The sequence below is a fragment of the Kitasatospora cineracea genome (genome assembly GCF_003751605.1).
GTDB lineage: Bacteria > Actinomycetota > Actinomycetes > Streptomycetales > Streptomycetaceae > Kitasatospora > Kitasatospora cineracea.
In genome coordinates, this window is the sequence record NZ_RJVJ01000001.1 from 3,042,020 (window position 1) to 3,054,202 (window position 12,183).

At 75.7% G+C, this 12,183-nt stretch carries 8 protein-coding genes and 1 other RNA gene; 6 read left to right on the forward strand and 3 right to left on the reverse strand.

The features are described 5' to 3' along the window. Window positions 1-49: 49 nt before the first annotated feature. On the reverse strand, window positions 50-2,722 hold the full coding sequence (gene lanL / locus EDD39_RS13910; RefSeq protein ID WP_148089437.1) for a class IV lanthionine synthetase LanL: 2,673 nt from the start codon (window positions 2,720-2,722) through the stop codon (window positions 50-52). A gap of 551 nt (window positions 2,723-3,273) precedes the next feature. Between lanL and EDD39_RS13915 the strand changes: the two genes are divergently transcribed. From EDD39_RS13915 to EDD39_RS13925, 3 genes are read left to right on the forward strand one after another with little or no spacing between them, the layout of a single operon-like run. After that, on the forward strand, window positions 3,274-4,110 hold the full coding sequence (locus tag EDD39_RS13915) for a Nif3-like dinuclear metal center hexameric protein (protein ID WP_123555991.1): 837 nt from the start codon (window positions 3,274-3,276) through the stop codon (window positions 4,108-4,110). Window positions 4,111-4,155: 45 nt separating this feature from the next. Continuing rightward, window positions 4,156-4,899, forward strand: coding sequence for a zinc ribbon domain-containing protein (locus EDD39_RS13920; RefSeq protein WP_123555993.1), 744 nt, complete (start codon window positions 4,156-4,158; stop codon window positions 4,897-4,899). Between the two features lie 5 nt (window positions 4,900-4,904). Beyond that, complete coding sequence (locus EDD39_RS13925; protein WP_123555995.1) at window positions 4,905-6,047, forward strand: bifunctional RNase H/acid phosphatase; 1,143 nt, start codon at window positions 4,905-4,907, stop codon at window positions 6,045-6,047. A 201-nt stretch (window positions 6,048-6,248) separates the two neighbouring features. On the opposite strand, the gene yaaA is transcribed toward EDD39_RS13925, so the two are convergent. Continuing rightward, window positions 6,249-7,046, reverse strand: coding sequence for a peroxide stress protein YaaA (yaaA, locus tag EDD39_RS13935; protein WP_123555997.1), 798 nt, complete (start codon window positions 7,044-7,046; stop codon window positions 6,249-6,251). A gap of 194 nt (window positions 7,047-7,240) precedes the next feature. Here yaaA and EDD39_RS13940 point away from each other — a divergent pair, with 194 nt between their 5' ends. From EDD39_RS13940 to rnpB, 3 genes are all read left to right on the forward strand, one after another. After that, a complete protein-coding gene (locus EDD39_RS13940; RefSeq protein ID WP_123555999.1) occupies window positions 7,241-8,695 on the forward strand; it encodes an RNB domain-containing ribonuclease in 1,455 nt (484 codons plus the stop codon). Window positions 8,696-8,766: 71 nt separating this feature from the next. After that, a complete protein-coding gene (locus tag EDD39_RS13945) occupies window positions 8,767-10,230 on the forward strand; it encodes an MFS transporter (RefSeq protein WP_123560420.1) in 1,464 nt (487 codons plus the stop codon). Window positions 10,231-10,281: 51 nt separating this feature from the next. Further along, window positions 10,282-10,682: RNase P RNA component class A (gene rnpB / locus EDD39_RS13950), an RNA gene on the forward strand. Between the two features lie 99 nt (window positions 10,683-10,781). Here the strand turns inward: rnpB and EDD39_RS13955 are convergent. Further along, window positions 10,782-12,173, reverse strand: coding sequence for an ABC transporter substrate-binding protein (locus EDD39_RS13955; protein WP_208765497.1), 1,392 nt, complete (start codon window positions 12,171-12,173; stop codon window positions 10,782-10,784). Between the last annotated feature and the right edge of the window lie 10 nt (window positions 12,174-12,183).

Genomic DNA, 12,183 nt, shown 5'->3' on the forward strand with positions numbered 1-12,183 from the left:
AAGGAGGGGAGGGTGCTCTTCGGGGGCTTTTCAGATGCTTTCGGGAGGCTCACTCCTCCGGGAGCGACCACAGGCGGGGGCCGCCGTGGCGCAGCCGCAGCAGGAAGGCGAGCGGGCCGGCCGTGCCGGTGGCCCAACCGGTGCCGCCGGCGTCCGGGAGGAGCAGCAGGCCGTGCCGGAGGGCGGCGCGGGCGGCGATCAGGGCGGCGAGCCGGTGGGCGCCCTGCCGGAAGCGGCCGCGACCGGTGGCCCCGGCCAGGTCGAGCAGGTACTCGCCGTCCCCGGCCAGGCCGTGGCAGGCGCCGGTGCCGCAGTGCCAGCGGTCGTCCAGGACGGCTTGTCCGGCGGCCAGCGCGAGGTCGCGGGCCGATTCGTCGCCGGTGGCCCGCCAGTACCGGAGCAGGAAGGCGCCGACGCCCGCCGCTCCCTCGCAGCCGTGGGCCAGCCGGACGTGGCCGGGGTCGTCGGGGTGGCGGGGCCAGCGGGCGGCCGCCCCGTCCCGGCGGACGGTGGCGGCCAGGGTGCGGGCGGCCCGGTCCGCCCCGGCCCGGGCCGCCCGGGCGGTGGCGGCGTGCCCGGTACGCCCGTCGGCGGCCAGGACGGTGGCGGCGGCGAGCAGGAAGGCGCCGATCCCGGCGACCCCGTCGGCATGGCCGAGCCGGGCCGTACCGGCCGTCGCGGAGTCGAAGTCCGCCGGCACCGGCCAGAGCGTCCCGCCCGGCCCGTCCTGGGCGGCGGCCAGCAGCTCGCGCACGCAGCGGGCCGTCCGGTCGAGGAACAGCCGGGCCCCGGTGGCACGGTGCGCACGCAACTGGACGAGTCCCGCGCCGGCCGCCCCGTGGGCGAGACCGGGAGCGGGGCAGCCGAGCGGAACCCGGGCCGCGAGCCCGGCCGCCCGCTCGGCCAGACCGGGGTCGCCGAGGGCGGCAGCCGCGTCGAACAGGGCCCAGGCGGTACCGGAACGGCCGTAGTACAGGCCGGGCAGGACGACCGGTTCGGCGGCGCACCGGCGCTCGACCCAGGCGGCAGCCACCGCAGCGGTGGCCCGGGCCCGGTCACGGGCGGGAACGGGCAACGGCGCGGTGCCCGCCGCCCGGGCGAGCAGGGCCAGCACACCGGCCGCACCGTGCTGGACGTTGCACGGATCGGTCCGCAGCCCCTCGGGGCCGGTCGGCCACAGCCGGTCGGAACGGTGCGGGGCGGCGCAGTGGGCGAGGTGGCGCAGCCCGTCGTGCAGCAGCCGGTCCAACGAGGGCGGGACGACCGGCGCGGCAGGCACGGGCGAAGGCTCGGCAGCCAGGGCGGCCCGGACCCGCGCCGGGCCCCAGCACCGGCCGCCGTCCGGGGACCGCAGCCCGCGGACCAGCGGAGCGAGCCGACGGGCAGTCCCGCCGGCGCGGGCGGCCAACTCCAGGAGACGGTCGGGCGGCTGCGACGGGAAGACCGTCGGGGCGGGCTCCCGGCCTCCGGCCGTCAGCCCGCTCCCTTGCCGCTCGGCTGCCGACCCGGCGGGCGGTCGCGGCGGCAGGTGGCCGGTGGCGAGCAGGAAGTACAGCCCGCCGAGGGCGGACAGGTCGGGTGCGTCGGCGCCGATGGCGGCGGGGGCGGCGCCGCGCAGGCTGGTCAGGCAGGGGCGGCCGTCCGGGGCGACCAGGACGTGGCCGGGGGCGAGGCCGGGCAGGGCGACTCCGTGCCGGTGGGCCCGTTCGACCAGGTCGAGCAGGGCGAGGGCGAGCGGGCCGGCCTCGGTCCACGGGACGCCCGGGGTGCCGTCGGGTCGCAGCCGGTCGGCCACCCAGTCGTCCAGGGGCCGGCCCGGGAGCCGTTCCTGGACCAGGAACAGCGCGTCCGGCCGTTCGAGCAGGGCGTGCACCCGGGGTGCGAGGCCGCTGCCGGTGAGCCGGTCGAGCAGGGCGGCCCGGCGGCGCAGTTCGGTGCGGGCGTCGGTGCCGGTCCGGTCGACCTCGATGTGGGCCCGGGCCTGGGTGACCACCACTTCCCCGCCGGTGGCCCGGTCGGTGCCGAGGAACACCCCGCCCCCGGCGTCGTGCCGCAGCGCGCCGGCCCGGGCCCAACGGCCGCCGAGCAGGCCCCCGCCGCCCCCGCGCCGGGCGCCGGGCCCGGGCTGGGCGGGCACCCGGACGCCGGCCGGCGCCGGTCTGCCGCCGGTGGCCGATCCCGCCCCCTCGACGGGGTCGGCCACCCAGGGCGGTCGGCGGCCGGGCCGGTCCTCGACCAGGTCGCCGCCGGGGGTGCGCAGCACCGGACGGTAGACGCCGTCGTTGCCGAGCACCGGTCGGGCCGCGGACGCGCCGTAGCGGTAGTGCACCAGGCTGCCGGGCCGGTACGGCCGGGCGGTGGGAATCACCGGTCCGGGCATTCCGGCGGTGGCCAGGTGGAGTTCCGCGGCGAGCCGCCGGAATTGTTCGTCGCCGCCGGGACGGACGGTGATGAATTTCCCGGACGATTCCATTGCGCAGTCGTGCGCGTTGATGCCGTGCAGAATTCCCCGGTCGGCGGCGAAGGCGAACGGGCACGGGTCGTCGGCGACGGCCGCGGCGACCGCGGACAGCACCTCGAAGGCCACCGAGGAGGCCGCCCCGACGTGCAGCTCCCAGCCCTGGGCGGGGGGTTCGCGGCCGGGCGGCCGGACCGTGCACCAGGAGCCCTCGACCGCGACCGTCCAGTCGCCGCCGCCTCCCCGGGCCCTGCTGCCGGCCACGGCCGCCCGTGCCACCTCCACCAGCGCACCGTCCGCACCCGGCGCGCCGTCGACCGGACCCGGCCCCCCTGTCCTGCCCAGCGGTGCGTCCGCCCCCATGTGCTCCACACCCCTTCGCGGTGGACTCGACCGAACGGTCTGCGGAAGTCACGGGAGCCCCGGCGGCGCCCACCGAATTCCCGGTGGGAATTCCGGTCGGCCGCTTTTCCCCGACCCCTGTCGACCCCCCTGGTCGAGTTACTCGGTCGAGTAACTCGGTCGAGTAACTCCCGTTTGCAGGACTAGAAGTTACTTTCGGGGCGGGTGTGACTCAACACCGGCCGGGTCACTTCACTCTTAAGGGTGATCGGGTGGGCTTTTCGAATGCGCGCGGCCCGGAACGTCCGGCCGCCCGGCGCCCGGCCCGCCGTCGCCCGCCCCGCCCCGGCGGCCCGTGGCGGCCTCGGCCGGGCCTCCGACGCCGGGTTGACGCGCAGGTGTACGACGGCGGCGGCCGGTCCGCACCCGGGAGCGGGACCGGGCCGGGCCGTGGCACGCGGTAGTCTCGACAGGTGCCGAAACTGTCCGACGTCATCGCCGTGCTCGAAGAGGTCTACCCCCCGCAGTGGGCGGAGTCCTGGGACGCGGTGGGCCTGGTCTGCGGCGACCCCGGGGCGGAGGTCCGCCGGGTGCTGTTCGCCGTCGACCCCGTGCAGGCGGTCGTGGACGAGGCCGTCGAATGGGGCGCCGACCTGCTGGTCACCCACCACCCCCTCTACCTGCGCGGCACCACCACGGTCGCCGCGACCGGCTTCAAGGGCCGGGTCGTGCACACCCTGATCAAGCACGACATCGCCCTGCACGTCGCCCACACCAACGCCGACCACGCCGACCCGGGCGTCTCCGACGCCCTCGCCGAAGCCGTCGGACTGAAGGTCACCGGCCCGCTGGTCGCCGACCCGACCGACCCGGCCGGCCGCCGGGGCAGCGGCCGGATCGGCGAACTCCCGCAGCCCATGACGCTGGCCGCCTTCACCGCCCGGGTCGCCGCCGGACTGCCCGCCACCGCCGCGGGCGTCCGCGCCGCCGGCGACCCCGAGCGGACCGTCCGCACGGTCGCGGTCTGCGGCGGCTCCGGCGACTCCTTCCTGGCCGAGGCCCGCAAGGCCGGCGTGGACGCCTACGTCACCGCCGACCTGCGGCACCACCCGGCCTCCGAAGCCGTCGAAGCCGCCCCGGTCGCCCTGGTCGACGCCGCGCACTGGGCCACCGAGTGGCCCTGGCTGCGCCTGGCCGCCCGCGAGCTCACCGACCGCGCCGACCGGCGCGGCTGGCCGCTGGAGACCCGCGTCTCCACCCGGGTCACCGACCCGTGGACGGCGCACGCGCCGATGCCGTACGCCCCCTGACGCCCCCGACACCCCGCCGAACCAACTCAACAGGAGCCCTGCCGCGTGAACGCCGCGCCCGCCGACCAGATCCGCCTGCTCGACCTGCAGGCCATCGACTCCCGCCTCGACCAGCTGGCCCACCGGCGCCGCACCCTGCCCGAGCACGCCGAGATCGACAAGGCCGCCGCCGACCACACCGCCCTCAAGGACCTGGTCGTCGCCGCCCAGGCCCAGCTCGGCGACACCACCCGCGAGCAGACCAAGGCCGAGGCCGACGTCGAGCAGGTCCGCTCCCGGGCCGCCCGCAACCAGCAGCGGATGGACTCCGGCGCGGTCACCTCCCCCAAGGACCTGGAGAACCTCCAGCACGAGAACGCCTCGCTGGCCAAGCGCCAGGGCGACCTCGAGGACATCGTCCTCGAGGTGATGGAGCGCCTGGAGTCCGCCCAGACCCGGGTCACCGAACTGACCGCCCGCCTGGAGCACTCCTCCGTGGTCGTCGCCGAGGCCGAGGGCCGCCGGGACGCCAAGTTCGCCGAGATCGACGCCGAGGCCGACAAGGTCCGCCGCGACCGCGAGGCCGTCGCCAACGTCATCCCCGCCGACCTGATGAAGGTCTACCTGCGCCTGCGCGAGCAGCAGGGCGGCACCGGCGCGGCCCGCCTCTACCAGCGCCGCTGCGAGGGCTGCCGCACCGAGTTCTCGATCACCGAGTTCAACGCGATCAAGGCCGAGCCCGCCGACAAGGTGCTGCGCTGCGAGAACTGCGGCCGGATCCTGGTCCGCACCGGCGAGTCGGGCGTCTGACCGGTATGACGGGCGCCAGGTACGTCGTCGAGGCCGACGGCGGCTCCCGGGGCAACCCGGGACCGGCCGGCTACGGCGCGGTGGTCCGCGACGCCGACACCGGGCAGGTCCTGGCCGAGGCCGCCGAGTACCTCGGCCACACCACCAACAACGTCGCCGAGTACCGCGGCCTGATCGCCGGCCTCAAGGCCGCCCGCGACCTCGACCCGGACGCCCGGGTCGAGGTCCGGATGGACTCCAAGCTGGTCGTCGAGCAGATGTCCGGCCGCTGGCAGGTCAAGCACCCCGCGATGCGGCCGCTGGCCGCCGAGGCCCGCGGCATCCTCCCGGCCGGGAACGTCACCTACGAGTGGATCCCGCGCGAGCGGAACAAGACCGCCGACCGGCTCGCCAACGAGGCGATGGACGCCGGCCGGCAGGGCCGCCAGTGGGAACCCGCCCAGGCCGCCCCGGAGCCCGCCGCGACCGCCCCGGCCCCGGAGCCCGCCGCGCCCCCGGCGGGCCGGGCCGCGCCCGCCGACCTCGGCACCCCCACCACGCTGGTGCTGCTGCGGCACGGCGAGACCCCGCTCACCCCGCTCAAGCGCTTCTCCGGCAGCACCGGCAGCGACCCCGGCCTGTCCGAGAAGGGCCGCTGGCAGGCCGAACGGGCCGCCGAGTCGCTGGCCGCCCGCGGCACCGTGCAGGCCGTGGTGGCCTCCCCGATGCTGCGCACCCGGCAGACCGCCGAGGCCACCGCCCGCCGGCTCGGCCTGGAGGTGCGGATCGAGGAGGACCTGCGCGAACTCGACTTCGGCGCCTGGGAGGGCCTCGGCTTCGCCGAGGTGATGGAACGCCACCCCGCCGACCTCACCACCTGGCTGGGCTCCGCCGACGCCAAGCCCACCGGCAGCACCGAATCGCTCAGCACCCTGGCCCGCCGGGTCGCCCGGGCCCGCGACCGGATCGTCCAGCAGTACGCCGGACAGACCGTGCTGGTCGTCTCGCACGTCAGCCCGATCAAGACCCTGGTCCGCCTGGCCCTGGGCGCCCCGCCGGACTCCGTGCACCGGATGGAACTCTCCGCCGCCTCCCTCTGCGCCGTCCAGTACTACCGCGACGGCAACGCCTCGCTCCGACTGCTCAACGACACCTCGCACCTGCGCTGAGCGGCCCCGCGCGGGGGGCGGGGCGGGGAGGGGCAGGATGGAGCGGGGCGGGTTGGAGTGGGGCGGGGCGGACGACCGTCGGGCGGCGGCCGTCCATCAGTTGACGAACGTTCACCGACTGACGGACGTCCGGTGCGCGGACCTGGATCAAGGCGTTGACGAACATCCGGCGACCGACGAACGCCAACTGACGAACGTCAGTCAGTGGACGTCCGTCACCACCACGTCCAACTGCCACGGCTTGCGCTCGGTGCCGCGCGCGGAGACCTCCACCCGGTGGCCCAACTGTTCGAGGGCGTCCACCAGTTCGCCGGGCGCGGCGGGCTCCAGACCGGCCGCCAGCAGGTCGCGCACCAGCCGGCCCTTGGTGGCCTTGTTGAAGTGCGAGACCACCGAGCGCTTCAGCACCCCGTCCACCTCGCGCTCCTGCAGCACCCGCACCGTCACCGTCCGGCCCGCGAGCGCCCCCGCGGGCTTCCACGCCGCCGCGTACGCCGAGCTGCGCAGGTCCAGCACCAGGCCGTCCGCGACCTCGGGCAACGCTCCGTCCAGCACGCCCCGCCAGTACGGGCCGAGCGCGCCCAGCGGGGGGAGCTTGACGCCCATCGAGCAGCGGTAGGGCGGGATCCGGTCGCCGATCCGGACCGCGCCCCACAGGCCGGAGAAGACCAGCAGCGAGCGTTCGGCCCGGGCGTACGCGGCGTCGTCCAGCTTGGCCAGGCCCAGGTTGTCGAACAGCACCCCGGTGTAGACCTCGCCCGCCGGGCGGGCTCCCGCGGTGAGCAGGGCCGCGTTCTTGCCGACCTCGCCGCGCAGGCCCTTGCTCAGCCCGAGCACCTCGGCGGCCCGCTCGGCGTCCCCCGCGCACAGCTCGACCAGCGCGGTGAGCGCCTTGTGCCGGGCCCCGGTCAGCCCCGGCAGCGACAGCCGCTCCAGCTCCACCGGCGCACCCGCCTGCGGCGCGGCCTTCCCCTCCGACGGCGGCAGCAGAACCAGCACGGCGACACCCCTTCAACAACCTGTAGCACCCGGACCCGTCCACCCTAACGACCCGCCCGCCCCCGCCCCGCATCCCGCCGCGCCCCTGTCCGACCCCCCGCCCCGCCTCCCGCCCCGGCCCGCCGGGCCCCGCATCCCGCGGCTCCCCGTGCGCCCGGCACGCCTCCGGTGCCCCGGCCGCTTACGCTGCGACCATGCCGCGCCGACACCTCAGCGTCCGGGCCGCCCAGACCGCCAGGATCAACACCGAGCTCGCCGACCTCAGGACCCGCCTGGAGATCCGCACCGACTGGCCCCCGGAGGTGCTCGCCGAGGCCGACCGGGCGGCCGCGCTGCCCCGGCTCCCCGAGTTCGACGCCACCGACCTCGACCTGTTCACCCTCGACCCGCCGGACTCCCGCGACCTCGACCAGGCGATGCGGCTGACCCGCCGGGGCAGCGGCTACCGCGTCCACTACGCGATCGCCGACGTCGGCGCGTACGTCGCCCCCGGCGGGGCGATCGACACCGAGGCCGCGCACCGGGTCCAGACCCTGTACTTCCCGGACGGCAACGTGCCGCTGCACCCCGTCCGGCTCTCCGAGGGCGCGGCCAGCCTGCTGCCCGGCGAGCTGCGCCCCGCCCTGCTCTGGCAGCTCGACCTGGACGCCGACGGCGCGCTGGTCCTCGCCGACCTGCGCCGGGCCCGGGTCCGTTCCCGCCGCCGGCTCGACTACGCCACCGTCCAGGGCCGGCTCGACGCCGGGGACGCCGACGAGCAGCTCGTCCTGCTCGCCGAGGTCGGCACCCTGCGCGAGGCCCTGGAGCAGGCCCGCGGCGGCGTCAGCCTGCCCGTCCCGGAGCAGGAGGTGGCGGCCGAGGACGGCGGCTACCGGCTCGGTTACCGCGCGCCCCGCCCCGCCGACGGCTGGAACGCCCAGATCTCGCTGCTCACCGGCATGGCCGCCGCCGAACTCATGCTGGACGCCGGCACCGGCCTGCTGCGCACCCTGCCCGCCGCCCCCGACTCCGCGTACGCCCGGCTGCGCCGCACCGCCGACGCGCTCGGCGTCGACTGGCCCGCGGGCCTGCCCTACCCGGCGCTGATCCGCTCCCTCGACCCGGCCCGCACCGCCGACGCCGCCTTCCTCAACGAGTGCACCGGCCTGCTGCGCGGCGCCGGCTACCGGGCCTTCGACACCGCCCGCGGCACCGCCCCGCCCGCCGACCCGGGCCACGCCGCGCTGGCCGCCCCGTACGCGCACTGCACCGCCCCACTGCGCCGACTCGGCGACCGGTACGCGCTGGAGATCTGCCTGGCGGTGGCGGGCGGCACCGACGTGCCGGGCTGGGTCCGCGACACGCTGCCGCTGGTGCCGGGGCTGATGGAGAGCGGCGACCGGCGGGCGCACGAGGTGGAGCGGGCCTGCGTGGACCTGGTGGAGACGGAGCTGCTGCGCGGCCGGGAGGGCGAGGAGTTCGAGGCGGTGGTGGTCGACGTGGACGGGCGCCGCCCCACCGTCGGCACCGTGCAGCTGCGCGACCCGGCGGTGGTCGCCAAGTGCGACGCCCCCGACCGGCTGCCGCTGGGCCACCGGGTCACCGTCCGGCTCACGCTGGCCGACCCGGCCACCCGCACCGTCCGGTTCGCGCTGGCGGCCGACGGGTAGCCGCGGCGCGGACGGGGACCCGTCCCCAGGGGGCCCAGGAAGCGTTCATGAAGTGGTGGGATGATCGGATGATGAGCCGATCGACCGCCGCGCCGGACCGCCGTCACAGGCAGCTGATCCTGGCCATCTGCTGCCTCAGCCTGTTCATCGTCGGCCTGGACAACACCGTCGTGAACATCGCGCTGCCCGCGATCCGCACCGACCTGCACGCGCCCGCCTCCGGCCTGCAGTGGGTGATCGACGCCTACACCCTGGTGCTGGCCTCGCTGCTGATGCTGGCCGGCTCGGTGGCCGACCGGATCGGCCGCAAGCGGGTGTTCATGACCGGGCTGGTGCTGTTCGTGCTCGGCTCGCTGCTGTGCAGCCTGGCGCCCGGACTGGGCTGGCTGATCGGCTTCCGCGCGGTGCAGGCGGTCGGCGGGTCGATGATGAACCCGGTGGCGATGTCGATCATCACCAACACCTTCACCGACCGGGGCGAGCGGGCCCGGGCGATCGGCGTCTGGGGCGGCGTGGTCGGCATCAGCATGGCGCTCGGCCCGCTGATCGGCGGCTTCCTGGTGGACACCGCGGGCTGGCCGTCGATCTTCCTGATCAACGTCCCGGTCGGGCTGGCCGCCTGCCTGCTGACCTACCGCCACGTCCCGGAGTCCCGGGCGCCCCGGGCCCGCCGGCTGGACCCGGTCGGCCAACTGCTGATGGTGCTGCTGCTGGGCTGCGGCACCGCCGCGATCATCGAGGGCCCGGGCCACGGCTGGACCTCGCCCGGCATCCTCGCGCTGGCCGCGGTCGCCGTCGCCGCGCTGATCGCCTTCCCGCTGTGGGAGCGCCGGGTCGCCGAACCGCTGATCGACCCCCGGTTCTTCCGCAGCGCCCCGTTCACCGGCGCCACCGTCACCGCGGTCTGCGCGTTCGCCGCGCTCGGCGGCTTCCTGTTCCTCAACACCCTGTACCTGCAGGAGGTCCGCCACTACACCCCGGTGGTGGCCGGCCTGTGGACGCTGCCGATGGCCGGACTCACCCTGTTCGCCGCCCCGCTCTCCGGCCGGCTCGTGGCCGGGCGCGGCCCGCGCCTGCCGCTGCTCGGCGCCGGCACCGCGATCGCCGCCAGCGGACTGCTGCTGACCAGGCTCACCGCCGACTCCCCGGCGCTCCTGCTGCTGCCCGCGTACGCCCTGTTCGGCATCGGCTTCGGCCTGGTGAACGCACCGATCACCAACTCGGCGGTCTCCGGCATGCCGCTCTCCCAGTCCGGGGTGGCCGCCGCGGTGGCCTCCACCAGCCGGCAGGTCGGCCAGTCACTGGGCGTCGCGGTGATCGGCACCGTGGTCACCAGCGCGGTCGCCTCGGCCGGCGGCTTCACCCCCGCCACCCACGCCGGCTGGTGGATCATCACCGGCCTCGGCCTGACCGTCCTGCTCCTCGGCCTGTTCACCACCACCCCCTGGGCGGCCGGCACCGCCGCCCGGGTCGCCGCCCGCTTCGACCACCTCCCCGCCCCCACCCGCCAGGACACCGCGGGCCCCACCCGCTGACCGGCGTACGGGAGCGCCCCGCGGAGCGGCTACGATGACCAGTACGGCGGACGAGCCGGCCGGGCGGTCGCGTCGGGTCCCTTCGGGGCCCGCCGAGGAACGTCCGGGCTCCACAGAGCAGGGTGGTGGGTAACGCCCACCCGGGGTGACCCGCGGGACAGTGCCACAGAGAACAGACCGCCTGCCGCTCCGGCAGCAGGTAAGGGTGAAACGGTGGTGTAAGAGACCACCAGCGACCGAGGTGACTCGGCTGGCTCGGTAAACCCCACTCGGAGCAAGGTCAAGATCGGCGCCCCCGGGCGCCGTGCGCGAGTGTTCGAGGGCTGCTCGCCCGAGCTCGCGGGTAGACCGCACGAGGCTGTCGGCAACGGCAGCCCTAGATGGATGGCCGCCTCCCCCGGCCGCGCAAGCGACCAGGGAGACAGAACCCGGCGTACAGGCCGACTCGTCCGCCGCCTTCCGCTTCGAAGGGCCCGGCCGCGCACCCGCGCGGCCGGGCCCTTCGGTGTGGGCGGGGACGGCGGGCCGCCCCCGGCCGGTCGTGGCCGGGGTCAGCCGACCGAGGAGTTGTAGCTGTCGATGGCGGGCTGGAGTTCCTTGGCGGCGTCGGCCAGGGCCTGCTGGGCGGTCTTGGAGCCGGAGACGGTCTGTTCGATGGCGGTCTCCACGCCCTTGCGGGCCTGCGGCATGACGCCGAGCAGGCAGCCGGCGGTGGCGGGGGTGGGCTTGGTGGCGGCGAGTTGGTCGACGGCGGTCTGGAACTGCGGGTACTTGGCGACCCATTCCTTGTCGGTGGGGACGTCCAGCGACTTGGTGTTGACCGGGAAGTAGCCGGTGCCGACGTGCCAGGCGGCCTGCTGTTCGGGGGCGGTGAGGAACTTCTCGAGCTCCCAGGAGGCCCGCTTCTGGGCGTCGGAGTGGCCGGGGCCGGAGATCCAGAGGGAGGCGCCGCCGATGATCGGGCCGCCCTGGTCGCCGGCGGCGGTCTTCGGGAACGGCGCGGTGCCGACGGTGAACTTGGCGGCCTCGGTGTAGCCGCGCAGCACGCCGGTGGACTCCAGGTGCATGGCCACCGTGCCGGCCTTGAACGCGGCCTGGGCGTCGGTGGTCTGACGGCCGGTGTTGGCGGCGTAGCCGTTCTTGATCAGGTCGGCCCACCACTGGACGATCTCGGCGCCCTTGGCGGTGTCGAAGCCGACCTTGGCGGCCTTCCCGGTGCGGCCGTTGCCGTTGTCGCAGTACAGCGAGCCGGACTCGGCCATCAGCTCCTCGACGAACCAGCCGTAGACGGCCGCGCCGAAGCCGTAGCGGACGGTCTGCCCGCTGCCGTCCTTCTTGGTCAACTGCTTGGCGAGGTCGCCGAGTTCGGCCAGCGTGGTGGGCGGCTTGGCCGGGTCGAGGCCGGCTTCCTTGAAGGCGTCGTCGTTCAGGTAGAGCAGCGGCACCGAGGAGTTGAACGGCATCGAGGCGAGCTTGCCGTCCACCGAGTAGTAGTTGCGGATGTTGGGCTGGAGGTCGTCCAGCGGGTAGCCGTCCTTGTCGGCGAACGCCTGGGCCGGGACGGTCTGCCTGGAGTCGATCATGAAGCGGGTGCCGATGTCGTAGACCTGCACCAGCGCCGGGGTGGCCTTCTGCTGCACCGACGCCTTGTACTTGGCGATCAGGTCGTCGTAGGTGCCCTGGAAGACCGGCTTCACCTCGATCCTGCCCTGGTGCGCGGCGTTGAACTGGGAGACCAGCGCGGTCAGCGTCTCGGCGTTCTTGCCCGTCATCGAGTGCCAGAACTCGACGGTGGTCACCCCGGACGCCTGGTCGAGCGCGGAGGCGGCGGGCGCGGCGGCGTCACCGGAGGCGCCGCCGCCCCCGGAACCGCCGGAGCTGCAGGCCGTCAGGGCCAGGCCGGACACCAGCAGGGCGGCGAGCGCGCGGGCACTCTTCTTCACGGGTTCTTCT

Excerpts from the sequence above, each read along its gene's own strand:
- EDD39_RS13925 (WP_123555995.1), top strand. The coding sequence starts at position 4,905 with ATGACGGGCGCCAGGTACGTCGTCGAGGCCGACGGCGGCTCCCGGGGC.
- EDD39_RS13940 (WP_123555999.1), top strand. The coding sequence starts at position 7,241 with ATGCCGCGCCGACACCTCAGCGTCCGGGCCGCCCAGACCGCCAGGATC.
- EDD39_RS13945 (WP_123560420.1), top strand. The coding sequence starts at position 8,767 with ATGAGCCGATCGACCGCCGCGCCGGACCGCCGTCACAGGCAGCTGATC.